Genomic DNA, 26,342 nt, shown 5'->3' with positions numbered 1-26,342 from the left:
AGTTCGGAATCTCCCTCCTTTAGAGCCAACCCACTTACTCATAACTCGCGGTCCAACTGGTGCGACCAAGCTCTATGGCACGGTCAACGTCTGTTTCAGGAACCACCGAAATGTCCCCCAGTTCCCTCGGATCGTAATGAAAGACACACAAACGTGAAGCAAACTCAGCGAACGGCAGCGATGCTTCGCCATGGCGCTCACCATTACTCTCTGTTGAGCAGTTGATACCCTGGCCCCAATCCTGGCCGCTGTCATTGTTGGGATTGAAGAAGTAGATGCGCATCTCGCCAACACGATCAAGATTGGCCCGGATGATGGTTATGGCGTGGCGTCCAACGAGGCGCCCTCCACTGTCAGTGACAGCGATACCCGCAGGTTGAGGATGGATGACAGGTATGTTGCCGTTGTAATAAGGGTGATAACTGGGATAAAAATGGCGGATGAAATTGTCATAATCATGGATCTTTCCTGTTGTCCGGCTAATGACACTGAGAAAACCATGCCCTACCCACCAGCCATACATCTCAGGGTTGATCCAGCGGTGCAGGTCATCCTCGCGTACTCCGCACAATCGCCCCATCTCGCGATAAATGCGGTCAAGATGAGGCGCCAGAATCAATGAAACCGGATCCACATCGATTGGAGGTTCTTTTGCAAGGCCTGCCTCCAGGTGCTGCGATCTGATGTGTTGGCCCTCAAAACGCATGATGACATCGTCATCACGAGCACCCCAAGCGACCAGCTGTAACAGATAATCAACATCGTTGAAGGACCACATGGAAAGGCCGATGACCGACTGGCAAGTCGGGTTATTACCCTGGCCAACACCCAGCGGCTGTCCCAGAAGGCTCAGTACACCGGCCAGCAAAAACACCCGCGGAGGGTGCGCATTGCCGAAAACCGCGCTCAGTTTATCCGATGCGGCTTGGCTCAATTTCAGTTCCAGTTGCCGCCACAGGGCTGAAGCCACTGGCGGCGTGAAAAGAGAGCCACGCTCCAGGAACATGGCCAGGCCATAAACGGCCTGACTGGTTTCCGGATGAACAACCTGGTCAATCAGTTCGAGCACAATCTGACGGTAGCATTGGAGCACATCGTTGCCGGTAATACTCAGGCCCAGAGCCAGAGGTATCAGATCATCCCGGTGTCCACGCAGGTGCCGTATCAGCATGGGGTGATAAGGTGAAACCATGCCCGTTTCGTGCATCCTGATGGCAAATCCTTGCGCCTCTTCGGCTAGTGCGACTTCGTCCATGGCGGCCAGGCGCTTGCCGTAAACGGCAAAGCCGGGGTCATCACGGCAGCCGGTAGTTGGACCGAACAAAGCGCTGACAAGGCCCGCCGCTTTGTCCATGCCCGAGGTTTCGATGTCCGGATCAAACAGGCATTTGGCAATCTGGCTGACCATCTGCTTGATGCTGTCCGTTTGTATCGGGCGCTGGGCCAGCAAACGGTGCACTTCGTCCACCAGGCTGTCGAGAATACTCTCGTAGCCCAGCCTGTTGAGCAGGTACTGATAAAGTGAAGTGGCTATGTGCCCTAGCCCCTGTGGCCGCTCCCTATCCGCTTCGCTCATCTGGCCTGATAGCAGGTCCAGGTTCAGTGCTGTCACCTGGGTCAGGAAGTGTCTGGCCTGCTCCGCTGAAATCCCTGGGTGGAGATAATCCCCCATGGCCACGGCAAGCAGGCGAAGCTCACTGAGGGCCTCGATGACCGTGTAGGCCGGAGCTCCCTGGCGTAACGTTCGCACGGCCAGTGCAGGCCGAAGAATGGCAGGCCGGTCCCAGTCACTGTGGGTAAATACGCCCTTGGCTTCGATAGCTGGTACTCGGGCGTACAACGCGTCCAGCCCGTCGGGAGCTTCCATAACGTGAAGTGCCGCTTCCAGTACCTTTGTGTTTGGCGCTGCAGGGTCGCTCAGGCGAGCAAACGCAAGCTCTTGCAGGGCCCCGTCAAACGTCGCAACAGAGGCGTTGGTATCTGGATCAGAACCGGGAATAGTCACAATATCGTCCTTGCCTGTTTTAATGTGCCATTTGGAATCGCCCAAACCCAAAGATGCTCTTAAGACAATTCAGAAGCAAACGATACCTACCGGGGCTTTCGATTCCATTGGTAACCGGAGTGACTATATTGAGGTTGATGGTTGGGATGTCTTGATCCTTTTTAAACGACATTTCCTCAACGCTCAGTTTGTCTGGTGCGCTCCAATGTCGGCGCAGTTTGTCCGGGTAAACCAGCAAGGAGAAGATCAAATGTCTATGGCATCGGAGAAAGAGTTACCCAAAGAGGTAGCAGCCTGGCTTGACCCCGATATGGACTCGGTTAAAGGAACCGAGACTCCCAAGGACCCAAGCAAAGGTTACATCGCCCTGCTTGGTTGGAGCGTCAATGCGATCAAGGCTGCGCAACAGTTTGACCGCCGCTATATAGTTGTTGCTCCGGATTGGGCTGCGGATTTCTGTACTGCAAACAAGATACCTTTTATCCCATGGGACTTTATCCGTCTGAACGACCGGTCCCTGGAGATTGCCGAAAAGCTGAAGGCGGAAGGCGTCGATGGGACACCTTCTAATGGTTTAGTTGTTAACTGCCAACAACTGCAACAGCGTGGCAGAAGTACGCGCTAAATCGATGGGATAATCCAGGTCGTACAGCGTGTGTGTCCCAATAACGACCGTAATCATTATCGAAGCCAGTTGCTCGGAATCCAGGTCCGGCCTGATCTGCTTTTTCATCTGACTGTTGGTGACGTACACGGCCAGGCGACGAATGCTATCGCGCACGAATTCTATATAACGGTCGTGAATTGCGGGCGATCTGGCGCAAGCGTCAAGCAATTGGTAAGGCCTGATCCCGTTGCGGGAAATGGGATAGGTCCCGCGCATCAGCTCGCCAAGGAACCGTTGCATTAGCCCTATCAGATCGCCCTCCTTCTCCCTGGCATCCTCAAAGATGGAATCCAGCCACTCTTCCCCCACCCGCCCCATGACCTCAAAGGTCAGCTCGTCACGGTTCCTGAAATGCACATAGAAGGCTCCCCGGGTATAACCGGCGTGAGCGCAGATGTCGTCCAGACTGACGTCCAACCCCTTGACGGGAAATAACGCCATGGCGGATTTTACCAGGGCTTCCTTGCTCGCCTTTTTGGCAGCTTCACGAGACGGTGCAGATTTTGAGGATGTCATGCGCATGCCTTGTTCGTTACTCGATAAGCCATTGACATACGATACCGTATGCGTTCAGATTAGTCCACATACGAAACCGTATGCGGAAATTTGAACACCTTTAGCATAGGATAATCGCAATGACTGCCATTGAAGCAGTAGTCCCGCCACATTCACGAGGTACAGTGCCTGGAACTTATGATGTGTTGATCATCGGAGCCGGAATCAGCGGCATAGGAGCAGCCATAAAATTGCTTGAGTCCGGAAACCGCGACTTTGTCGTTCTGGAAAAAGCATCGGGCCTTGGCGGCACCTGGCGCGACAATACCTACCCTGGCTGTGAATGCGATGTGCCGTCAGCACTCTATTCGTTCTCTTTTGCTCAGAACCCTTCCTGGAGCCGCACCTTTGCTGGTCAGACAGAAATTTTGTCCTATGTGCGTCGCACTGCAGAACACTACGGAGTGGTACCTTATATCCGCTTCAAGGCGCCAGTTGAACATTCTCGTTGGCTGGAGGAGCGTTGTCAGTGGGAGGTTAAAACGGCACAGGGAGTCTGCTACGCAAATAAATTGATTTCCTGTGTGGGTTACTTGCACGAACCCATCATTCCGGAGCTGTCTGGGCTCCAGGAATATACCGGGGAATGGTTCCATTCTTCCCGTTGGAATCATGAAGCTGACCTGACCGGGAAACGGGTCGCGGTCATTGGAACTGGTGCGTCAGCGATCCAGTTTGTCCCGGAAATCCAGCCCTTAACCAAAGAACTGATCGTTTACCAGCGTACGCCGCAATGGGTTTTGCCAAAGCCTAACCGCACCACGGCGAAGCTCGAGAAACGGATGTATCAATGGCCATTTGCGCTGAATGGCGTGCGTCAGACCTTGTACAGCGCGTTTGAACTGATGGGGGTTGGTTTCCGTTATCCGGCCATACTCAAGCAGGCGCAGAGGATAGCGAAAGCCCATATTGGCTATTACATCAAGGATGAAAATCTTCGCCAAAAGCTCACCCCGGATTACACCATGGGCTGTAAGCGGGTGTTGATGTCGAATGACTACTACCCTGCGCTGGCAAAAGAGAATGTTGAAGTGCTGGCCACCGGCGTCCAGGAAATTCGTGGCAACGTGGTAGTGGGTAGCGACGGTAGTGAGCGCGAGGTTGATGTCATTATCCTGGCCACTGGTTTTCACGTGACCGATGTACCGATTGCTAAACAGGTAACGGGCGCCGATGGCCAGACCCTGGCGGAGAAATGGCAAGGTAGCCCCGAAGCCTACAAAGGCACCACTGTCAGCGGGTTTCCCAACTTCTTCCTGATGCTTGGTCCGAACCTGGGTATCGGTCACAACTCGGCGTACATCGTTATCGAATCCCAGATCCAGTACATCATGGATACCTTGAAGAACATGCGCCGCAAAAACATTGCCCGCTTCGATGTTCGGCCGGAGGTGCAGCGCCGGTATAACGCCGTCGTTCAGAAAGAGCTTCAAACAACGGTCTGGAATACCGGTGGATGTTCCAGTTATTACCTGGACGCCAATGGCAAGAACTCCGTGGGCTTCCCCTGGCACACCATGAAAATGCGATCACTGCTGAGTCGCTGGGATAAGCATGCCTACACTTTCCAGCAAAGGGGAAACTGATCGTGAATTCCAATGTTAGTTTGAGCAATAAGAAAGTCGGCCTGGCACTGGGTTGCGGTGCGGTCGCAGGTGCAGCTTGGTCGGTCCCGGTGCTGGCAGAATTGCAGCGACAACTCGCCTGGGACGCTCGTTCGGCGGATGTCCTTGTTGGAACCTCTGTAGGCGCAGTGCTGGCTGCCCTGCTGTCGACAGGCGTATCGATTGATGAGATGGAAGGCTCGCTGGGCAGTAAATCCCAGTCTTCCGGTTGCGACTGGAATCACGATACATCCTGGGGACCCTGGTATCCGCCATTGCCAAAGCTGCAGTTTTCCGGGTTACCGTTGTTGAGAAAGGGATTGCGAGGTGAAGTGCCTCCATTAACGGCCATCTGTGGGGTGCTGCCGCAGGGGCAGTTCGACATGACACCGTTCCGGCAACTGATTAATACGCATGTACCGGAGGGCCAGTGGTCGCCGCACGATAACTGCTGGATCATGGCCGTCGATAATGACAGTGGCGAGCGTGTGGGCTTCGGTCGTCCAGACGCCCCAGATGCATCACTGGTCGATGCTGTATGCGCTTCCTACGGTGTGCCTGCCTGGTGTCCACCTGTTGAGATAGGCGGCAGAACTTATCTGGATGGCGGAATTACCTCTCCCGTCTCCGCGGATTTGCTGGCGGACAGCGATCTCGACGTTGTGATTGTGGTAGCGCCCATGTCATCGCGCACCATTGAGGCCAATCCGTCACTGTTTGCGCGCATTGAACGCGTGGCGCGTCGTTACATGACGCGGATTGTGGACCGGGAAGTAGCGTTGTTGCAATCCGCGGGAAAACAGGTCATCAGACTGGAGCCCTCAACCGACGTTTTGCAGGCTATTGGCTACAACATGATGGATCCCGGGCGACGCCATCGGGTTTTCCAGTCAGCAACCAAGGAGGCCCCGGTGGCCGTTCGGCAGGCATTACACGAAGCGGGCATCGCCATCGATAACAACGATACCCAGATTTAAGACATCCGCGTAATATTCTGCTCAGGCTCTGGAAAGTCCACCTCATCCACCTGCTCTGACAGGTAATCAAGAAATGCACGAATTGCCGGGAGCAAACCACGGCGTGACGGGAAGACGGCGTGGAAAATACCACCGCGTGGCTGCCAGCCTGGTAGTACATTGATCAGTCGCCCTTCGATCAGGTCACGCCCACCGACAATCAACGGCATCTTGACCACGCCCAGACCGGCGATTGCAGCCTGTCTGAGCGTAAATACGTCGTCCGTCACCAGGCGTGGCTTGTGGTGAACCTGAACCGATACGCCTTCCGGGCCATCCAGGCACCAGATGTGCTGGCCATCGGTTTGCTCGAAGTCGATGCTGGGCAATCGAGTCAGGTCTTCAGGCGATCCGATTTCCGGGAAACGCTCCACCAGAGCCTTCGAGGCCATCAGGCATTGGGGGCTCCTGGAAAGGACTTTCATGGTCAGCCCACTGTCTTCAATGGGCGGATACCGGACCCGGAGCGCGAGATCGATGCCCTCTTTAATGACATCAACCCGGCGGCTGGTGGCCACCAGTTCTATCTTGACCTCCGGGTAGATCTCCATGAACTTCACGACCAGCGGCACCACCAGAAAATAGATCAACCCTGGTGGGCAGGACATCCGGATACATCCGCGGGGTTCCGAGTGAGAGCGATCAATCAGTTCCTGCGCGGCATCGGCCTCAACCAGCATGGCGACACAGTGGCGATAATACTCCTTGCCCAGCTCCGTCACGCTGAATCGGCGTGTTGAGCGGTTAATCAGCCGTGTATCGAGGCGTTCTTCGAGCAGCGCAATACGTCGGCTCAGTTTGGATTTGGGTACTCCCAGCGCCCGCCCGGCCGGTGCAAAGCCCCCATTTTCCACTACCTGCACGAAATAATAGAGGTCGTTCAAGTCCTGCATAGTTCAGAGTCCTATATATAGAACACAGATTATAATTTTTGCTACCTACTCAGGCCAACTCCGTTCCCCTATCTTGAGCCTATTCAACGCCGATCTAGTATTCAGATAAGGGGGAACGCATGAAACAGATAATGACCACCTATAGCACGCCCAATGGTCACTGGGTGGGTGATGGTTTTCCCGTTCGTTCGCTGTTGTCCTACGATCGCATGGGCGCCAACAATATCAGCCCTTTCCTGCTCCTGGACTATGCCGGGCCCGCACAGTTTCAGCCTGGCTCCCATCGGCGCGGAGTCGGCCAGCACCCCCACCGTGGTTTTGAGACCGTCACCCTGGTTCTGCAGGGCGAACTGGAGCACCGGGACTCTACCGGCAGCGGCGGTTTAATAGGTGAAGGTGACGTGCAGTGGATGACCGCTGGCGCCGGTATCGTTCACGAGGAGTTTCATTCCGGTGAATTCACTGAGCGCGGCGGTGTCCTGGAGATGGTCCAACTCTGGGTCAACCTCCCTGCCCGGGCAAAAGACGTGCCCGCTGCCTATCAAACCTTGCTGAATAAAGACATTCCAGGCATCTCGCTGGGCGATTACGTTGGGAGTCTGCGGGTAATCGCCGGTGAATACCAGGGCCACACGGGCCCAGCGAAGACCCATACACCCATGAACGTCTGGGACCTGAAGCTGGAACCGGGAGCCGATGTCGTTCTAACAGTCCCGGAAGGACACACCGCCATTATCGTGGTGCTGAAGGGCACGGTGCAGTCAAATGGATCGGAAGTGCTGCGAGAAGCGGAAGTTGCCTGCTTCGAGCGTCAGGGCCAGGAACTGCAGTTTGAATCAAACAACGATGCCCGGTTGCTGGTGCTCACCGGTGAACCGATTAACGAGCCAGTTGTTGGACACGGCCCCTTTGTCATGAATTCAGAGGCTGAAATCCATCAGGCAATCGCGGACTTTCAGAACGGAAAGTTCGGCATGCTTCACCGCTAGCCAGGACAGGTGATGGCCAGCGGTTGAAACCGGCCTCTCGCTCGATCCGGGGCCGGTCAATAAAATCCACCTGAAACGAAGGAGAAGGAAAATGGCTTTTAAATACAACCGATTGGATAAGGACGATGTTGCTCTGCTGATGGTGGACCATCAGTCAGGGCTGCTCTCTCTCGTACGGGACTTCTCTCCGGACGATTTCAAGAACAACGTGCTGGCGCTGGCGGACATCGCCAAGTTCTTCAATATACCGACCATTCTGACCACCAGCTTTGAGGATGGCCCTAACGGTCCGATGGTGCCGGAACTCAAGGAAATGTTCCCGGATGCGCCCTACTTTCCCCGTCCCGGCCAGATTAACTGCTGGGACAACGAGGACTTCCTCAAAGCCGTGAAAGCCACTGGCAAGAAGCAGCTGTTGATTGCCGGTGTGGTTACCGACGTATGCGTGGCTTTCCCGACTCTGTCTGCGCTGGAAGAAGGCTATGAGGTCTTTGTTGTCACCGATGCTTCAGGCACCTTCAACCAGACCACCCGCGACGCTTCGTGGAGCCGCATGGAACAGGCCGGTGCACAAATGATGAACTGGTTCAGCGTTGGCTGCGAGTTGCACCGTGACTGGCGCAACGATATCGAAGGCTTTGGCGGCATCCTCGCCAAGCATCTGCCGCACTACGCAAACCTGATGCAGAGCTTTGCCGCCCAGAAAGGGTAAGCTTTAGCGGGCACCACACTCACAATCCTTGTGGGTGTGGTTGCTAGCTCGCTATTTCGCCAGGTTTTGCCCGCTCTGCGCCAGTTCGTCCAGGTTGTTATGTTCGCAGTCATTTTCAGCCATGAAACTCTCTGATGACGTCACTAGAATGTTGTCGTCACTCAGGAAGCGTCGGCCCAACAAAGCTGGATAGGAGAAGCGCCCACGGTCGGCGAGGGAAAACTCGGTTTCATGGGTAGACCCAGCAATACAGAACTCCATACGCACCACATACCGCCTTTGGGAAGGTGCCCCCTTTCGTTTGATCCTGACAGTCCGGTCCACCGGGCGCTCAAATTCCAGGATGACGTCTTCAACCTCGGTTCCCTCTTCGCCCTTTTCCTGATCGCGGTGATCAGCAAGGGGGACCTGAAAGCTCACCCACTTCTCATCTCCCTTCTCAAAGGGTTCGATATTAACCGCGTGCAGGGAGGAAGTTCTTGCCCCGGTATCCAGCCGAGCCTTCAGGCGCAAGCCGGTGTCCTGAAGTACAATCCACTCCACAAAGCCCAGGGATTCCGGTGGGCGCTGCTGATTCTGATTGTCCTCTGCCAGGACGGGGCTGATTGAAGCAATAAGGGCTGCGAAGGTGAGTCCTACAGCAAACTTCATGAAACTTCTCCGGCGAATTTAATCAGGTCTGGGAAAAATGTCAGGAACCGGCGTTCCAGCTCCCGGTCGTGCTCTTTTATCTCGTCGATGATATCGAAAAACTGATGCTGGAAACGGATACGCTGAGCAACGCGGTTCAGTGCAAAACCCACGCTATCGAGGTCAGCATAAGTACCGAACCAGTCATTCTCTACCATATTCCGGGTCACCCTTTTCATTTTATCGGGCATCAAGTATTCGTAGTCCCGGAACTCCTGGTAAGCAGTGGCGATGAACGTATCAGAATCAACATTGCTGAATCCTTGCCAATGTCTTAACAGGTAGTGATCATAGAGGATATCAAGCGCAACGCCTGCAAAACGGCGCCGTTGTCGAGAGAACAGTCGTTTGCTGGCAAGTACGTCGGGGTGGCTGTCTGTGAAGCTATCCACAGCGCGATGATGGTGGATGCCAACGCGGACCGTTGGTGGGAGTTCCCGGACTTGCAGTCCTCTGGCGAAATCCCCCATCACGCTGCCAATGCGGGCCTCAGGTGAGTCCGGTGCGAGGAAAACATGGGCCAGATGATTCAAACAGCCTCCCGATAACAATCGATGGCGGGTAAACCAGCCATCCCGGGAGGCTTACCCGATCAGAAATTAAAGGTCACGCCCAGGCCGAGGCCATCGACAGTAACGTTGTCCTGATCATAATAACGCATATACTCAAGGTTACCGGACAACTGGGGCGCCATTTCCACGTTGACGCCGATACCATAGGAAAAGTCGGAATCATCCTCGCTGGCGGTTCCGAGTGGACCTTCAGCTTCCAGTTCCACCCGGGTAAAGCCCAAAATAACATAAGGCGTGGCAGGCGACTCGTTAGCAAGATTCAGTGTGGCGTAACCACCAAAAAAGTTATCGAGGGAGAAATCGACGCCATCAAGTCTGTCGTCGTCAACGCCAAAACCTGCCCGAGCCTCCACGCCGAAGTAAGGCGTCGCCAGTGCGCCCACTTTGGCAGATAAAGTGCCAACATCCACATCGTCGGAGCCTTCCTCGATATTGAAGAAGGTGTAGTTCAGGCCGGCGTACAGACCACCGACGCCTGACTTGTACATGTCATTCGCCAATGCGGGGGCCGCAGCCATACTGCCTGCGAGTGCGGTCAGTCCAAATACCAATGCACGTGAGGTTTTCATATCTTTTATGCTCCTTGCTGGATTTCATCGTTGTTTTTACGAAATTGCACTACACCAACGAATTTATCCATAGTAAAGATCCGGATTTACCCGATATTTACAGTGAATTAATTCCCCGGTAACGGCGTTGCCGCAGGCCCTTGTTACCTTGCGAATGCGTCAGGCCGCATGTATTCTGACGCCGTCTCTCTGTTCAGTCGACTTGAGCTTCCTTTGAGAAACCTTAACCCCGTAATCTTTATTGTCAGCGTCATGTTCGTACTCTTGAGTATTTTCATGACGTTACCAGTCTTACTTCTATCAGGTTCTGAAGCGCCTAATGCGATGGCGTTTGCGGAGTCCGCCGCTATTGTATTTGGCCTCGGTCTTCTCGGGATTGTGACCACCTATCGCCAGGCCCGTGACCTGAAACCCCGATTCATGTTTGTGCTTACGGTATCCAGCTGGTTTATCATCGCCGTCCTCTCGTCATTGCCTTTCTACCTGAGTGACCTGGACATCACCATCGCTGACGCGATCTTTGAGGGGACGTCAGGTATTACAACCACGGGCGCAACCGTGCTGACCGGCCTGGACACCATGGATCAGGATCTTCTGCTGTGGCGCTCCATTCTCCAATGGATCGGGGGAATCGGGATTATTGGTATGTTCGTCGCCGTCCTTCCATTCCTTCGTGTGGGTGGCATGAGGCTGTTTGCGACGGAATCGTCCGAATGGACCGATAAGGCGCTGCCCAGAATGAAAACACTCAGTCGGGGCCTTTTGTTTGTCTACGTGGCGTTTTCACTGATAGCGGTTACGACCTATTGGTTATCTGGTATGACCCTGTTTGACGCTTTCAATCATGGGCTGACCAGTATCGCCACAGGAGGATTCTCCACCTCCGATGCGTCGATGGGCAAATTCGATTCAGACCTGATCCTGCTGCAAGCCACTCTGTTCATGATCATCGGCAGTATTCCGTTCTTTCTGTTTGTTCGTGAGATGCACGGGCAGCACGGGGTCCTGTTCCGGGACCAACAGGTCAGGCTTTTCCTTTCTATTTTGCTGATCGTTCCTGCTTTACTGACATTGTACCGCTGGTATGTGTCTCCAACGGATTTCGATCTCGCACACGGCTACGTCGCCACCCTGTTCAACGTGACCTCGGTGGTCACGACCACCGGCTACGCCTCCGAGGACTATTCCGCCTGGGGGCCGCTGGCATTCGTGCTGTTCTTCTTTCTGATGTTTGTTGGAGGGTGCTCCGGTTCGACTTCCGGAGGCATGAAGATTTTCCGGTTCCAGCTGTCACTGATCGTACTGCGTGAGCAGCTAATGCGGCTGCTTCACCCGAGAGCAGTGTTCACCCGGAACTACAATGGCCGGGCGGTAAGTGACGAGATCATCGCGTCCATGATCGCCTATACCTTCATATTCCTGCTATGTCTGCTCATTATCACCATCATCCTGGCCGCCTTACAGCTGGACTTCATTACCAGTCTTTCAGGCGCCCTGACGGTTCTGACCAATGTGGGGCCCGCCCTGGGTGACACCATTGGACCTGCAGGCAACTTCTCAAGCTTACCTGAAGCCGCCAAGTGGGTGCTTTCGGTGGGTATGTTGATGGGACGCCTGGAAATCCTGAGTGTGGTGATTGTGCTGTCCCCTGCTTTCTGGCGAAGCTGATTGACCAATCACCGCCAGAGAATTCGGGGATCTTCCAGAGGCAGGTTCAGCCGGCGGTCGCCTATCACCAGCCGCGGCGTATAGTGCTCCAGGGGTCTGTTTGGCACACGGCAGTGATATAAATAGTTTCCACTCATGGCCGGTTCCCCAAACATCTCCTCAACGACACGACCACCATAGTCAGATTCGTCCGCCACCAGTTCCAGTTTCAACAACCCGGGGTCAAGCTCGTCCAGATAAACCTGAACGGAGACTTCAAGGTCGTTCCCGTGTTCGACACAATCCATTAGACCAAACCTGAGCAGTGGCCAGTGTTTCTGCAGCTGATGCAGTTGAAGTGCCAGGGATTGGGTTTGTTGTGCGGACCGTTCCCGATGCCTTTGTTCCATTGGTATATAGAATTGTTCGGTGTATTCCCGAACCATCCGGTTGGCAGAATATAAGGGGGTGAGTGTTTCCATGCTGTTACGGATCATCGCTAACCACTTTCTGGGCAGGCCACTTGAATCAAAGTCGTAAAAACCTGGTATGACCTCTTGCTCCAATAACGTGAAAAGCTCTGTTGCGTCTTCCTCATCGTATTCCGACGAATTGCTCAGCCGGGACAGGGATGCGTCCCGTCGTATCGCCCAGCCGACTTCGGGCCTCCAGGCTTCTGCCCACCAACCATCGAACTGAGACAGGTTCAGGCCGCCATTAACCAGCACCTTCATGCCGCTGGTTCCACAGGCTTCCCACGGATGCCTCGGGGTATTGAGCCAGACATCCACGCCCTGGATCAGCTGGGTTGCCACGTCCAGATCGTAATCATCGATGAATACGACCCGGCCGTGCATGTCGGAGCGTCTGATGAACTGTTTCCAGCGCCGGATGAGAGCCTTGCCATGAAGGTCGTTCGGATGCGCCTTACCTGCCATTACGACTTGCAGTGGTCGATCCCGGTCATTGAGCAACCTGAGCAGGCGGGATTCATCTTTCAGTAGCAGGTCCGGGCGTTTGTAATCGGTAAAACGGCGGGCGAACCCGAGCGTCAGCGCCTCACTATCAAGAAGCAGCCCGCAAGAGGCTTCTGCATCTCTCCCGTTTTCATGTTCACAATGCTGGGTATGGAGCCGTTCCCGGAGAAAGCGAATCAGACGGTGACGCTGTTTGCTTCGCATTTGCCACAAGCGTTCATCGCTGATGGTCACCGAAGGAATGCAGATCTTCTCCAGAGCGCCACACCATCGGCCTTTTCCGCAGGCTTCGGTCCAGATAGCATCAGCTTCAGGAGAGTCCCAGCTGGGGGTGTGTATACCATTCGTCACAAACTCTACCGGGATGTCCTGCAGGGGCCATTGCGGAAAAAGGTCACTGAAGATATGGCGTGATACTTCCTGATGGATGCGGCTAACGGCATTCACGCGACCGCTCAGGCGAATGGCCAGGTAACTCATATTGAAGTTATCAGAGGCGCGACCGTCAGCCTGGCCCAACTGTAAAAAACCATTCAGGTCCAGCCCGAGGTCATTCAGATAGTCTGAGAAATACTGGCTGATAAGCTTCACAGGAAATAGATCGAAACCGGAAGCAACCGAGGTGTGAGTGGTGAACAGATTGCGAGCGCGCGTGGCCAGTCGGGCGGCTTCGAAACCCATCCCGGTAGATTTGCACAGAACGCGGATTTGCTCCAGCAGTGCAAAGGCGCAATGGCCTTCGTTGATGTGCACCACCGATGGCTGAACTCCCATTCGCTGAAGTAAGCGCCACCCTCCCAGCCCGAGCATCATTTCCTGTTGCAGCCGTTTTTCCCCGTCGCCACTATAAAGTTCGCTGGTGATACCGCGGTCCTTGGGTTCGTTGCGGGGATCGTTGCTGTCGAGTAACAAGAGGCGGCAGCGTCCGATCCGGGCGATCCAGACACGCAGACGGACTGAGCGACCAGGGAGATCGACAGCCACCCTCACCCACTCCTCCTGCTCATCTCTGAGGGGCACCAGAGGCAGCATAGTGGGGTCGTTGTAGGGATAAAACTCGACCTGATCCCCCTCTGTATTTATTTCCTGGCGGAAATAGCCCTGCTGGTACAGCAAACCCACTGCAATTACCGGAACACCAAGGTCACTTGCAGCTTTCAGAGAATCGCCGGCCAGGACACCAAGCCCGCCCGAGTATAGCGGCAAGCAGGCGGCTAATCCGTATTCCATGCAAAAGTAGGCGACCTGGCCCTTCAGTGCTTCCCGATGGGATTCGCCAAGCCAGGTAGCAGATTGGTGAAACTCCCTGTAGGCGGCAAGTTGCGCCTTTAAAAGGGCGATGAAATCAGGGTCTGAGGCAAGGGTCTGCAGCTGTTTGCCTGGCACACTGTTGAGCACCAGCCAGGCGTTATGCGTGGCGTCCCAGCATTCCTGGTCAATGGTTCGCCACAGTACATCACTCCCATGATGCCACGTCCATCGGAGATCCAGCGCGAGATCGGCGAGCCCGGTCAGTTCCCCGGGTAATTTCCAATGCAGATACGTTCCCGCAGGTTCCGGCATGGCCTGACTATCCTTCGATTCGCGACGTCAGCGTGCGGTATCGTTCCATGATGCGAATTCCTGCTGGATGAATTTGATACGTTCAATAAGGGTAGTTCTGACGAATGGGGGGAAAGTAAGTGACAATGTAATTGTTTTTCTGAAGCCAGGATAACAATGCTGATATGGTGAAGCCGTCATTGTCCATGCCTTCAAAATCCACACCCAGGCCGTCATCGGATTTTCTTACCACTTGCGCCTTGATGCGGCGAAAAGCGTTCTCTTTTTTGTCCGGGAATCGGAACTCCAGCTCGAGTGTCTGATTCACCTGTACGTCGGTGTAGTCGGTGGCGATAAAAAGGCCACGTATACTGGCATCCCGGATCTGCCCTGTCGCAACTGGCATACCTCGCCTGTAAACCAGCAGCCCGAGTTTCCCCAAAATACGTTTGCTGAGCCTGTGTTCCATAGGGCCTCCCACTATCGGCTGAACATCCAGCCTGGTTGAACGAATAATGTTCAAATCATAGCGTCATTTTTCAAAATCCGCTCTTGATTCAGATCAAAAATTGACCGCCCGAGTGGCTGCGCCCTATCAAAGTCAGGGGAGTCGTCCGTAAAGTCTGACCAGGTGGTGGATATGCCCGGCGAGGCTCGCAGGGCAAGAGCCCCAGTCCAGCTTCCAGGCCCAGTTGCCAGTGATGGTTCCTGGTGTGTTGAACCTCCCCCTGCTATCCAGACCCAGCAGATCCTGCATGGGTATCACCGCAAGTTGGCAGACCGACTGAAACGCCGTTCGAATAGCCGGCCAGGGCATGGGCTCACTTGAATGACCCAGATAGTTGTCCACGTATTCCCTTGTGTGTTCATCAAGACTCAGATACCAGCCCAGCGTAGTGTCATTGTCGTGGGTGCCGGAATAGACAAGATCACCTCGGTGGTGGTTGTGCACTAAATGGGGATTGGCAGCACTGCCATCAAAACCGAACTGTATGACGGTCATGCCCGGTAAGCGGAAGTGGTGTCGGAGAGTTTCGACATCATCGCTGATCATGCCCAGATTCTCTGCCACCAGCGGAAGATCAGGAAATTGCTGGAAGCAGGCGTCAAGAAAATCGGCTCCCGGGCCCGCCGCCCAATAGCCATTCTTCGGAGTCGGATGTGCAGCGGGTATTTCCCAGTACGCTTGCAGCCCCCGGAAGTGATCGATGCGAATCAGATCGAAAAAATGTCGCTGGGTTTCAAGCCTGGACATCCACCACTGATACCCATCCTGCGCCATGGCCGGCCAATCGTAGAGCGGATTGCCCCAGTGTTGCCCCTCGGGAGAAAAATAGTCCGGCGGCACGCCAGCCACGAACTCCGGCTCACCCGAGACTTTGAGTTTGAACAGATGGGGCGCGGCCCACACATCAGCACTGTCGTGGGCGACAAAGATGGGAATATCCCCAAACATCAGAATGCCGCGCTCGTGGGCGTACTCTCGTAAGCGACTCCATTGGAAATCAAATAGGAATTGCTCAAACTGCAGCCTGCGTAGCGTTTCGGCATGGGTCGCCGCAAAATGCTCAAGAGCAACAGGGTCCCTGTTTCTAAGTTCCGGAGGCCACGACAGCCAGCTTCCTTCAGGATAAACCTTGCGAATGGCACAGAACAGACAGTAGTCCTCAAGCCAATCGTCATTTGCGGTACGAAAAGCCTCGAATTCGGCCAGTGTGAGCCCATGGAACCGCCCTTCTGTGTGATTAAAAAAACGCTCACAGGCCGTGGCAATAACCGATTGCCGCTGAATTCTGCTTTCGGCGCCGTCCAGTTCGGTTTCGCTGATCAGACCCGCATGAACCAGGTCCTCCAGACCAATAAAGTCCTGATTACCGGCGTGTGCGGATAAGGATTGATAGGGAGAAAGATCAGCGTGAGTAGGGCCCAGCGGCAGGGTTTGCCACACAGACAAGCCAGCTTCTGTCATAAAGTCGACAAAGCGGCGAGCACTGTTGCCGAGCAGGCCGTGCTGTGACGGCAGGCAGGTTGGGTGAAGCAATACGCCGGCGCGCCGGTGCGCCAACGCTTCTGACAACTTATGGTGCACGCTCATACCGCACCATCAGAATCGTGGCCTGGCCGCATTGCCCCCCCACGAACAGGAGCGCCGCTGCCCTGACTGAGCTTCTGGAACACAGACGGAGGGGCTGGATAGCCAATCATGTCGTACAGATTAACCAGGTGCCGCCGATACAGGTGCTCAAAATCGCTCACTACCTGTGCGGGATTATAATCTCCAAACCACCAGAACCAGTCCGAGCCCTCGCAGATCGCCAGTTGATCCATCGCTGCCAATTTCTGCTCGGCGGTCAGAGAACCATTATCCATGGCACGGTCAAAATGGTGCTTGGCTTCGCAGAGCAAGTCCCAGGCGCGATTCTTGTCGGGGTCCCCGATCCAGGTAGAAAAAGTGCCGTAAATCCAGCTGCCGGCCACTATTGTTGGTAACTCTTGCGGAATAGCGGCACCCTTCTCCATTAAATCCCGATAGGTAGTCAATGCCAGGCGGGGGTGGTTTTCAAGCACCTGATAAAGTTCGTCCAGAAAGTAAAAGGCATTCTCCGGGTAGTATTCCCAGGCATTCTCACCATCCAGAATGACCGAAATAACTCGATTACCGAAGGCATCAGCGTGGGAAGCAATATTCTCCATGTGATGGACAAGGTCACCGACCGCGTCCTCCGCGTGCCAGTCTGCATAAGTAAAGCCAATCAGGTCTGACAACCCGTCATCGCGGAAGAAAACGGTGACGCTGGTATCGCCAAACCGGTAAGGCTGGTGAACCGAGTTGTCCAACGTTTCCTGCCCGTCAGCCTGCGCTCGCGACAGGCTGTTGTGTAGCACCGAATCTCCACTGGCGGTCCATTGATAACCCGACTGCTGCAGATAGTGGAGTGTTTGCTGGCTGAGGCCGCCCTCTGATGCCCAGCAGCCCGTGGGATCGGTGCTGAAAAAGCGATGGAAGACCTCCCTGGCCTTTTCGAGTTGCCATTGTGCCCGGGCGTCTCCGCCGGGATAACTGGCGTGTTGCGGCAATGGTATCTCCGGCATTGCCTCCCGTGCACTGCCGAGATCAATCAGTAGTGGCACCATGGCATGGGTGAAAGGGCTGACAGACAGCTCCACCTGTCCTGTCTGAGCAAGATGGCGGTATCTGGGCCCGATGCCCGCCAGTGTTTCAAAAATGACATCGAACAGTGCGACACGGTCGTCAGGGCTGAACCCGGTGGCTTTCTCCTGCAACGCCTGGATGCAGCTATTAGTGCGGCGAATGGCTTCTCCCATCCAGCCGAGGTGATACCAGACAAGCAAGTCCGATAGAAATGCCGGTGCGATATAGCGCTGTATTTGCGGTTTTGAGCGATAGAATTCCGCAAGTTGCGCCAGCCGAGCGTAAGCGGGAAAACGTTGAATGATACGTTCATCGTTGGCGCGCAGGCATTTCTCCATTATGTCGAGAAACCCCGGCGTTCCGGGGTCAGGCAACCGTGAGGCTACCAACGCAGCCAACAAAGGATCGCCGATTTCCCCGGCGCCATGTCGCCAGCGCTCCATATCCACCAGGTAGATTTCGATCTGTTCCAGCAGGATCGGGGCAAAGTTCACCACGGCTTTTGCATGGGGGTGGGCCTCGAGGTGCGCGGCCATATCGCTGTAATCTTTCAGAGCGTGCAGATACACCCAGGGAAACAGGAAGGTACCGGTTCTAAGATCGCGGTACCCGGGTTGGTGCATGTGCCAGCAGAAAACAACCGGAGTGCGATTGTCAGAGGCCATGGGGATAATCCTGCCCGAGCATCTCGGGAGTGACGAGCACAACGCCTTTTGGAGAGACGTAGAATCGCTCGCGGTCTTTCTCGAGATCTACGCCGATTTTGGTGCCAGCCGGGATGCGACAACCCCGATCGATAATTGCCCGGTGAATTTCGCAGTGGCGACCGACATCCACATCTGGAAATATCACGGTATCAGAAACCGTGCTGTAGGAATGCACCTTCACCTGGGAGAACAGCAATGAGTGTCGGACCAGTGCACCCGACACAATGCAGCCTCCTGCAAGCATGGTGTCTACGGCCATACCACGGCGGTCATCGTCGTCAAATACAAACTTCGCCGGCGGCTGCTGTTCCTGGTAAGTCCAGATCGGCCAATCAGGGTCATACAGATTCAGCTCCGGGCTGACGCCAATCAGTTCAAGATTCGCCTGCCAGAGAGAATCGATAGTCCCTACATCCCGCCAGTAAGCCGGACAATTGCGGATAGGATTGCGGAACGGAAACGCCACGACCCGTAACCGGGAAATAATCGAGGGAATGATATCCTTGCCGAAATCGTGAGAGGAATCCGATACGAGCTCATGGTCCCGCAGCAATTCATCAAATAGAACCCGCGTACTGAACACATAAATTCCCATGGATGCCAGCGCCCTACCCGGCTGTTTGGGCAGAGGCTTTGGGTGTTCCGGCTTCTCGATGAATTCGGTAATACGGAATTCGTCGTTAACCGACATCACCCCAAAAGCGCTCGCTTCCTCAATCGGAACTTCAATACACCCCACTGTGACATCCGCATCATTCTCAACGTGGTAAGCCAGCATGGTGCCGTAGTCCATCTTGTAAACGTGGTCGCCCGCCAGTATCAGCACATACTCGGGATCGTGGCTGCGAATGATATCGAGATTCTGCAACACCGCATCTGCCGTGCCCTCGTACCATGAGGTTTCGATTCGTTGTTGCGCCGGCAGTAGCTCTACAAATTCGCCCAACTCCCCTCTCAGGAATCCCCAGCCTCGCTGGATATGGCGCATCAGAGAATGGGATTTGTACTGGGTGATGACGCCCACCTGACCAATTCCCGAATTGATACAGTTGGATAAAGGAAAATCGATGATTCGGAACTTGCCTCCGAAGGGCACTGCCGGTTTTGCGCGCCATTTGGTGAGATCGTAGAGGCGTGTCCCCCTACCCCCGGCCAACACGAGCGCAAGTGTCTGTCGTGTAAGTCGGCTGACGAAGCGTTTCGTAGTTTGCATAGCAGCTTCCCTGAAAACCTTGCAGGTCTTCTGGCTCTTCCTACTATCCTATAGTGGAGGAGCGACTATATTTTGACGAACCTATTAACTATAGAATTCTAGCACCAAGAAGATGACGCAAACTTGTCATAGGTCATTATTTGGTCAGCCTGATTGGCGTCCAATGGAGTGGTTCTGTTTCAGGAGCGAACAGGTTGGATTATGGAGAACCCAAGCCTCAGTGAGTTTGATTTGCACCTCTTCGGTCAGGGGAAGCACTGGCACATATACAATGTGATGGGTGCTCACCTGTGCCGAAAGAAAGGCACAGAAGGCGTTCGCTTTGCCGTCTGGGCGCCCGCCGCGACTGCCGTCAGTGTGGTTGGCGACTTTAACAGTTGGGACCCCAGCGCCAATATAATGGATAGGCACGGGCAAAGCGGAGTCTGGGAACTGTTTGTTCCGGATGTACCAGAGGGTGGGCTCTATAAGTTCTCTATCACTTCCGCCAGTGGTGCCGTGCTGGTGAAAACCGATCCCTACGGCCAGGCGTTCGAGCCCCGCCCGGCGACGGCGGCTGTTGTCACCCGACGCAGTCATTTCAGTTGGGGCGATGGGGATTGGATGTTCAATCGCAGCCGCTTGAACTGGCAAGAGCAGCCTTTATCGGTGTATGAGGTTCATGTCGGTTCCTGGCGCCTGCATGGTTCCGGTCGCTGGTTGAATTATCGGGAGCTGGCAGAGCAACTGGTGCCCTATGTCCGGGATCTGGGGTTTACCCACATTGAGCTGCTACCGGTGACCGAGCATCCACTGGATGAATCCTGGGGCTATCAGACTACGGGCTACTATGCGCCGACCAGCCGGTTTGGCAGTCCCGATGACTTCCGATACTTCGTGGATTGCTGTCATCGCAATAACATCGGGGTAATACTGGACTGGGTACCTGGCCATTTCCCGCGCGACGAACATGCCCTGGCGCGCTTTGACGGTTCGGCTCTGTATGAACACGAGGACCCCCGCCAGGGTGAACATCAGGATTGGGGCACGCTGATTTATAATTACGGCCGACACGAGGTGCGCAATTTCCTCATTGGCAGTGCACTGTTCTGGCTGGACACCTTTCACATAGATGGGCTGCGGGTGGATGCGGTCGCATCCATGCTGTACCTGAACTACTCGCGAACTGAGGGCAACTGGCTTCCGAACATCCACGGTGGCCATGAAAACCTGGAAGCCATCGAATTTTTACGGGAACTGAACCAGGTATGCCGTGAGCGTTATCCCGGCGCACTGATCATTGCTGAGGAGTCCACATCCTGGCCGCAAGTGACCCGGCCGGCATCGGTCGGAGGTTTGGATTTCTGCCTTAAATGGAACATGGGGTGGATGCACGATACGCTGGATTACCTTAGCCAGGATCCTGTTTACCGGCAGTTTCATCACGACAAACTGACCTTCGGGTTGATCTACGCTTTCAACGAGCGCTTTCTGTTGCCACTGTCACATGATGAGGTGGTACATGAGAAAGGCAGCCTGCTGAATAAAATGCCTGGCGATGACTGGCAGCAGCGGGCCAATCTGCGGCTTCTGTTCACTTACCTCTACACCTACCCCGGTGCCAAACTGCTGTTCATGGGTGGGGAATTCGGCCAGCGCCGGGAGTGGAGTGAAAAGCGCGAACTCGACTGGAGCCTCCTGGAACAGGACGCGCATCGTGGGCTGCAGCATCTGGTCAGGGACCTGAACCACCTGTTAAAGGAGCAGGCTGCCCTCCACCGGGCCAATTATCGCCCGGATGGTTTTGAGTGGATCGACTGCCACGATTCGCCCCAGTCGGTGATCAGCTATCTGAGAAAGGCCGAAGACCGGTTTATTGTCGTTATCATCAACTTTACTCCGGTGCCCCGCTTTAACTATCGCATCGGAGTACCTTGTGGTGGGCAGTGGCAGGAGCGATTGAATTCGGACTCCACCTATTACGGCGGAAGTAATCTGGGCAATCCCCTGCCTGTGACAGCCGATGAGCAGCCATGGATGGACAGACCTCATTCGGTCAGCCTGACACTACCACCGTTGGGGGCCATCGTGCTGGAGCGCAAGCCATGATCCGGGTGTTGTTCGTTACCAGCGAAGTATATCCCGTTATCAAGACGGGCGGGCTTGCGGATGTTTCTGCCAGCTTACCCGAGGCCCTGTGTCAGCAGGATCAGGATGTGCACATTCTGCTGCCCGGTTATCCGGCTGCAATGGCCGCCGCAAAATCCAACGGTTCCGTGCGAAAGGCGCAGCTGAGAATCGGTGTCCACCCGGTAACGCTCTGGCAGACACAACTACCCGGCTCACCGGTGATGTTGTGGCTTGTGGATTGCGCGCCTCTCTTTGACCGTCCCGGCAACCCCTATCAGAACGAGGAAGGTAGCGACTGGTGGGATAACGCCCATCGGTATTACCTGTTCGCCCGGGTGGCGGCAATGATGGGGCTTGGTCAGGCGGGACTGAACTGGATTCCGGATGTGGTTCACTGCAATGACTGGCAAACCGGGCTGGTGCCCGTGTTGATGAATAGCGGCCATAAACGTCCGGCGACGGTATTCACCATCCATAATCTTTCCTATCAGGGCCTCTTCTCCCACGAAACGTTCCGGGCTCTGGGATTACCGGATTCCCTGTGGCGCTTTGACAAGTTGGAATTTCATGGCCAACTGTCGTTTATTAAAGGCGGGTTGGTATTCAGTGACCATCTGACGACGGTCAGTCCCGGTTACGCGGATGAAATCCTGAGCCCGCAACTTGGCTGCGGCCTTGACGGCCTGCTACGCCATCGTGAACACGTCCTGACCGGAATTCTCAACGGTATCGATACCCATCAGTGGAACCCGGAATCCGATCCGTACCTTGATCATCACTATGACGTCGATCACCTTGTCGACAAGCGACAATGCCGCATGGATCTTCAGCACCAGGTCAAACTGGAGGCGAACAGCGAGGCTCCATTGCTCGGTTTTATTGGTCGGTTTGTCGAGCAAAAAGGCATAGATCTACTGCTCAGTGTGCTGCCAGATTTTCTCGATAAAGGCTGTCAGTGTGTGATTCTGGGCTCCGGGCTTCAGGAGTATGAGCAAGCGGCACTGGAACTTGCAAAACAGTACCCCCGCAGCCTATCGGTCACTCTGGGGTACGACGAAGCCCTCGCCCATCGCATTACCGCCGGTGCTGATCTTTTTGTTATGCCCTCCCGTTATGAGCCCTGTGGTCTGAATCAGATGTACAGCCTGCGGTACGGAACTCTCCCGATTGTGCACCGCGTTGGGGGGCTAAGGGATTCGGTATTCGATTCACAGAATGTCCCGGTTAAACAGGCTAACGGCTTTGCTTTCGATAGGCCGGAGCCGCTGGCGCTGCAGGCGGCGATTGAACGGGCACTCGATTGCCTTGGCCGGCCGAAATACCGGCAGCAGCTTCAGCGTAAAGGTATGACCGGAGATTATTCCTGGCAGGTTCGCGCCGAGGAATATATCGCTATTTACCGTCAGATTCTGTCCGACCGACAGAGCATTATTCAGAACTGACAGGAAAAGCCTTCGTAGGAGGCAATGAACATGCACAATCCAACTGAATTCAAGCTGGAAGCCCGGCCCTGTATTCCGGAAGCCCTCGGGCGTCTGGAGGAATTGGCGAACGATTTGTTTTATAGCTGGGACCACGGCGTTCGCAGCCTGTTTGCGCGCATTGATCTGCGTCTATGGCAGAAAGTGGCCCATAATCCGAAACTGTTTCTTCGGCGCGTGGCACAGGATCGGCTCGAAGAGGCTGCCGAAGATCGGGCATTTCTCTCAGAATACCGCCGAATTCTGAGTACCTACGATGCCTATCTGGAAACTGAGCCGGGGCCGGAGGTAACCACTCAACTCGATCCGGAAACCGCGCTGGTCGCTTATTTTTGTGCCGAATTCGGTTTTCACGAAAGCTTTCCGATTTACTCGGGTGGTCTGGGGATTCTCGCTGGTGATCACTGTAAAGCGGCCAGTGATCTGGGTTTACCGTTTGTTGCGGTGGGTCTGCTTTATCAGCAGGGCTATTTTATCCAGACAATCAATGCCCAGGGTCAGCAAGTAGCCCGCTATGAATCCCATTTCAGTGATGAACTCCCGATTTCGATGGTAGAAAGCGGAGAGGTTCCGTTGCTGGTGTCTGTGCCCTTCCCTGGCCGTCAGGTATACGCCAAAGTCTGGGAAGCCCGCGTGGGGCACATTCGACTTTATCTTCTGGACACCCATGTTGAGGAGAACAGTCCGGAAGACCGGGAGCTCACACTACAGCTTTACGGCGGAGATGAGACCACCCGAATCAGCCAGGAAATGCTGTTGGGAATTGGTGGTGTCCGGGTGCTGGAGGCGCTTGGACTCTCGCCCACCGTCTGGCATATCAACGAAGGCCATGCGGCTTTTCTGATCCTTGAGCGCTGCTGTAAGGCAATGGCCTCGGGCCTCCGGTTTGATGCTGCTCTCGAGCTGAACGCCGGATCCACTCTGTTCACCACTCACACGCCGGTGCCGGCGGGCCATGACATTTTTTCCCGAGAGCTGGTCCAGCACAGTTTGGGGGAATACCTTGCAGAGGCCGGCCTGGATTTTGACACCGTGTTCAGGCTTGGCTCAAAGAACTCTGGCGATTCCTTCAATATGACCAGCCTCGGATTGCGCGGTTCGCGCTTCCATAATGGTGTCAGCCGGATTCATGGGAACGTTGCTTCAAAAATGGAGGGTGAAATCTGGCCCCAGGTGCCCCCTGAAGATAATCCGATCGGCTACATCACCAACGGTGTTCACGTTCCTACCTTCCTGGCACCCGAATGGTCCAGCCTGTTCGATATTCAGGCCCCCACATGGAAGAGCGAGCTTCGAAACCCCGATTTCTGGGAGTTTGTCGACAAGATTCCCGACTACCATTACTGGAGTGTTCACAAAGCCCTGAAGCAGCAGATGGGCGAATACATCGTGAGATGCCTAAGGCGCCAACACCGCCGTAACGGTACCGGCCACTCGGCGACCGCACGTATGACACGGCACCTGGTGTCACCGGAAAAAGACACCATGGTCATCGGATTTGCACGCCGTTTCGCCACTTATAAGCGAGCGACACTGATTTTTTCTGACCTGGACCGCCTGGAGCGGCTCCTGACAGACACCGAACGTCCGGTTGTACTGGTTTTTGCAGGCAAAGCCCACCCGAAAGACAAGCCAGGCCAACAAATGATTCGGGTTATCCACGACCTGGCAATGCAGCCGGCCTTGATGGGGCACATCATCCTGCTGGAAGACTACGATCAGGCAATGGCGCGCCGGCTGCTCAGTGGTGTGGATGTCTGGCTGAATACGCCAGAATATCCCAAAGAAGCCAGTGGAACCTCTGGCGAAAAAGCAGCCCTGAATGGCGCCCTGAATCTGAGCGTTCTGGATGGCTGGTGGGGGGAAGGCTACAACGGCAAAAACGGTTGGACTATTAACCCACGCAGTTCCGACCTTGATGCGGAGTTCCGGAACCGGGAGGAGGCACGGGATCTGCTTGATCTGCTGGAGTTTGAGGTCATCCCGTTATATTACAACCGAGCCTCCCAGGGCTATTCCAAGGGCTGGGTGCAACGCTCGAAAGCCTCCATGAAATCCATTACTCCCCGATTCAACAGTCAGCGCATGGTTATGGACTATGTCGAACGCTATTACCAACCTGCCTGCACTCAGGGCAAAAAGCTCGCTGCCAACAACAATCAACTGGCAACGGAGCTGGCGGAATGGAAAGAAAGAATTCGCCGTGATTGGGAGGGCGTGAGTTTACAGGCCCTTCAGCACATGGTCGGAGAGTGTTTGCATGATGAGGAGATAAATCTCACAGTGAGGGCGCAACTCAATGGCTTGAAGCCGGAAGATGTGCGCGTGGAATGTCTGGTGACACCGGAATGCACTGGCACCCACGAATGCACCGGTTCTGATCGCATTCTGCTGGAGTATGTACCGGGATCCGATGAAGAGGCAGGCGGCGGCACGCTCTTTTCGGCAAGCATACTGCCGCCCTATCCGGGACTTCAGTCTCTGAAGATCCGGATGTACCCCTTCCATGAGGGACTGACCCATCCCCTGGAGATGGGTGCCATGATCTGGCTTTGAGTGGCTCTATCCGAGCTTAAAGCACGTGCCGGCGAATGAAGCGACCAATGCTCTGAACTTCTTCCAGGCAAACGCTGTGCTCCATCGGGTAGGTTTCGTATCGGGGCTGGTATCCCTTGGCATCAAGTTGCTCGATACTCCGCTGGCCCAGTGCTTCCGGGACCATTGGATCAAAGGTGCCATGATAGACATTGATGGGAATGGTCCGGTTCGCACTGGATAGCTCAACGGTATCGGCCGTTGCAAAATAGGTAGAAAGCGCCAGGATACCGGCAAGACGTTTCGGGTAACTCAGGCCGAGCTCATACGCCACCGCCCCACCCTGGGAAAAGCCGGCAATGATGATGTTCTCGGAGGAAATTCCACGCCCGATCTCACGCTCTATCAATTGGGCAACCGCGTCGGCAGACGCTTTAAGCTGCTCTGTGTCGACCACCCGGTCGATGTCCATGGCTTTTATGTCGTACCAGGCGGGCATGCTCATGCCGCCGTTTACGGTAACGGGCATGACCGGTGCGTGGGGAAACACAAATCGCACCGCCGCATCCGCGGGCAGTCCGAGCTCTGGGACTATCGGCTCAAAATCGTGACCGCTGGCTCCCAGTCCGTGTAGCCAGATCACCGCAGCCGTCGGGTTGGGGTTGGTTTCAAGTTCGATATACTCAAGTTCCTGCACAAATTACC

General features: G+C 55.0%; 20 protein-coding genes and 1 pseudogene. 9 read left to right on the top strand and 12 right to left on the bottom strand.

Annotated features, from left to right (window positions below; genetic code table 11):
• Positions 1-34: 34 nt before the first annotated feature.
• The gene (locus tag Q0Y21_RS09735; protein ID WP_297794399.1) at positions 35-2,005 is read right to left on the bottom strand and encodes a hypothetical protein; all 1,971 of its coding nucleotides are present in this window, start codon (positions 2,003-2,005) and stop codon (positions 35-37) included.
• A 250-nt stretch (positions 2,006-2,255) separates the two neighbouring features.
• On the opposite strand from Q0Y21_RS09735, the pseudogene Q0Y21_RS18475 reads away from it, so the two are divergent.
• A pseudogene (locus Q0Y21_RS18475) lies at positions 2,256-2,561 on the top strand (carboxylate--amine ligase); the annotation flags it as partial.
• An 18-nt stretch (positions 2,562-2,579) separates the two neighbouring features.
• Here the strand turns inward: Q0Y21_RS18475 and Q0Y21_RS09725 are convergent.
• A complete protein-coding gene (locus tag Q0Y21_RS09725) occupies positions 2,580-3,188 on the bottom strand; it encodes a TetR/AcrR family transcriptional regulator (RefSeq protein ID WP_297794393.1) in 609 nt (202 codons plus the stop codon).
• Positions 3,189-3,307: 119 nt separating this feature from the next.
• Here Q0Y21_RS09725 and Q0Y21_RS09720 point away from each other — a divergent pair, with 119 nt between their 5' ends.
• Both Q0Y21_RS09720 and Q0Y21_RS09715 read left to right on the top strand, forming a co-directional pair.
• On the top strand, positions 3,308-4,813 hold the full coding sequence (locus Q0Y21_RS09720; RefSeq protein WP_297794390.1) for an NAD(P)/FAD-dependent oxidoreductase: 1,506 nt from the start codon (positions 3,308-3,310) through the stop codon (positions 4,811-4,813).
• Positions 4,814-4,815: 2 nt separating this feature from the next.
• Complete coding sequence (locus Q0Y21_RS09715) at positions 4,816-5,808, top strand: patatin-like phospholipase family protein (protein ID WP_297794387.1); 993 nt, start codon at positions 4,816-4,818, stop codon at positions 5,806-5,808.
• Here the strand turns inward: Q0Y21_RS09715 and Q0Y21_RS09710 are convergent.
• Positions 5,805-6,740, bottom strand: a complete 936-nt coding sequence (locus Q0Y21_RS09710; RefSeq protein WP_297794385.1) for a LysR substrate-binding domain-containing protein — start codon at positions 6,738-6,740, stop codon at positions 5,805-5,807. The genes Q0Y21_RS09715 and Q0Y21_RS09710 overlap by 4 nt on opposite strands.
• A 119-nt stretch (positions 6,741-6,859) precedes the next feature.
• Here Q0Y21_RS09710 and Q0Y21_RS09705 point away from each other — a divergent pair, with 119 nt between their 5' ends.
• Positions 6,860-7,729 carry a pirin family protein gene (locus tag Q0Y21_RS09705; RefSeq protein ID WP_297794382.1) on the top strand — a complete coding sequence of 290 codons (870 nt, stop codon included), beginning with the start codon at positions 6,860-6,862 and terminating at the stop codon, positions 7,727-7,729.
• Positions 7,730-7,820: 91 nt separating this feature from the next.
• Entirely contained in the window at positions 7,821-8,441 is a 621-nt protein-coding gene (gene ycaC / locus Q0Y21_RS09700; protein ID WP_297794380.1) for an isochorismate family cysteine hydrolase YcaC, read from the top strand.
• A gap of 51 nt (positions 8,442-8,492) precedes the next feature.
• Here the strand turns inward: ycaC and Q0Y21_RS09695 are convergent, their stop codons facing one another.
• Genes Q0Y21_RS09695 through Q0Y21_RS09685 form a run of 3 tightly spaced genes read right to left on the bottom strand, consistent with a single transcriptional unit; the run spans position 8,493 to position 10,272 of the window.
• Positions 8,493-9,092, bottom strand: a complete 600-nt coding sequence (locus Q0Y21_RS09695; RefSeq protein ID WP_297794377.1) for a RimK/LysX family protein — start codon at positions 9,090-9,092, stop codon at positions 8,493-8,495.
• Positions 9,089-9,664, bottom strand: a complete 576-nt coding sequence (locus Q0Y21_RS09690; protein ID WP_297794374.1) for an ACP phosphodiesterase — start codon at positions 9,662-9,664, stop codon at positions 9,089-9,091. The genes Q0Y21_RS09695 and Q0Y21_RS09690 overlap by 4 nt, the downstream gene beginning before the upstream one ends.
• Positions 9,665-9,723: 59 nt before the next feature.
• Entirely contained in the window at positions 9,724-10,272 is a 549-nt protein-coding gene (locus Q0Y21_RS09685) for a porin family protein (protein ID WP_297794373.1), read from the bottom strand.
• Positions 10,273-10,524: 252 nt separating this feature from the next.
• Between Q0Y21_RS09685 and Q0Y21_RS09680 the strand changes: the two genes are divergently transcribed.
• Positions 10,525-11,940, top strand: coding sequence for a TrkH family potassium uptake protein (locus tag Q0Y21_RS09680; protein WP_297795384.1), 1,416 nt, complete (start codon positions 10,525-10,527; stop codon positions 11,938-11,940).
• Positions 11,941-11,948: 8 nt separating this feature from the next.
• On the opposite strand, the gene glgP (Q0Y21_RS09675) is transcribed toward Q0Y21_RS09680, so the two are convergent.
• From glgP (Q0Y21_RS09675) to glgC, 5 genes are all read right to left on the bottom strand, one after another.
• Positions 11,949-14,459 (bottom strand): alpha-glucan family phosphorylase, encoded by a 2,511-nt coding sequence (glgP, locus tag Q0Y21_RS09675; RefSeq protein WP_297794370.1) that lies wholly within the window; start codon positions 14,457-14,459, stop codon positions 11,949-11,951.
• An 82-nt stretch (positions 14,460-14,541) separates the two neighbouring features.
• Entirely contained in the window at positions 14,542-14,844 is a 303-nt protein-coding gene (locus tag Q0Y21_RS09670; protein ID WP_297794368.1) for a PilZ domain-containing protein, read from the bottom strand.
• A 195-nt stretch (positions 14,845-15,039) separates the two neighbouring features.
• Entirely contained in the window at positions 15,040-16,533 is a 1,494-nt protein-coding gene (gene malQ, locus Q0Y21_RS09665; RefSeq protein WP_297794365.1) for a 4-alpha-glucanotransferase, read from the bottom strand.
• Positions 16,530-18,257: a glycoside hydrolase family 57 protein gene (locus Q0Y21_RS09660; protein ID WP_297794362.1), complete on the bottom strand. Its 1,728-nt coding sequence runs from the start codon at positions 18,255-18,257 to the stop codon at positions 16,530-16,532. The genes malQ and Q0Y21_RS09660 overlap by 4 nt, the downstream gene beginning before the upstream one ends.
• A complete protein-coding gene (gene glgC, locus Q0Y21_RS09655; protein ID WP_297794359.1) occupies positions 18,247-19,512 on the bottom strand; it encodes a glucose-1-phosphate adenylyltransferase in 1,266 nt (421 codons plus the stop codon). Before glgC ends, Q0Y21_RS09660 begins: the two co-directional genes overlap by 11 nt.
• Before the next feature lie 201 nt (positions 19,513-19,713).
• Between glgC and glgB the strand changes: the two genes are divergently transcribed.
• The 3 genes from glgB to glgP (Q0Y21_RS09640) are packed head-to-tail and all read left to right on the top strand — an operon-like array spanning position 19,714 to position 25,658.
• Positions 19,714-21,600, top strand: coding sequence for a 1,4-alpha-glucan branching protein GlgB (gene glgB, locus Q0Y21_RS09650; protein ID WP_297794354.1), 1,887 nt, complete (start codon positions 19,714-19,716; stop codon positions 21,598-21,600).
• Positions 21,597-23,063: a glycogen synthase GlgA gene (gene glgA / locus Q0Y21_RS09645; protein WP_297794351.1), complete on the top strand. Its 1,467-nt coding sequence runs from the start codon at positions 21,597-21,599 to the stop codon at positions 23,061-23,063. Before glgB ends, glgA begins: the two co-directional genes overlap by 4 nt.
• A 30-nt stretch (positions 23,064-23,093) precedes the next feature.
• A complete protein-coding gene (gene glgP, locus Q0Y21_RS09640) occupies positions 23,094-25,658 on the top strand; it encodes an alpha-glucan family phosphorylase (protein ID WP_297794348.1) in 2,565 nt (854 codons plus the stop codon).
• 16 nt (positions 25,659-25,674) lie between these two features.
• Here glgP (Q0Y21_RS09640) and Q0Y21_RS09635 read toward each other — a convergent pair whose 3' ends face one another.
• Positions 25,675-26,334 carry an alpha/beta fold hydrolase gene (locus tag Q0Y21_RS09635; protein ID WP_297794346.1) on the bottom strand — a complete coding sequence of 220 codons (660 nt, stop codon included), beginning with the start codon at positions 26,332-26,334 and terminating at the stop codon, positions 25,675-25,677.
• Positions 26,335-26,342: the final 8 nt, after the last annotated feature.

The organism is uncultured Marinobacter sp. (genome assembly GCF_947259545.1).
Classification (GTDB): Bacteria; Pseudomonadota; Gammaproteobacteria; order Pseudomonadales; family Oleiphilaceae; genus Marinobacter.
The sequence above is the reverse complement of the archived record's forward strand: the minus strand, read 5'-3'. Positions and strand labels throughout refer to the sequence as shown.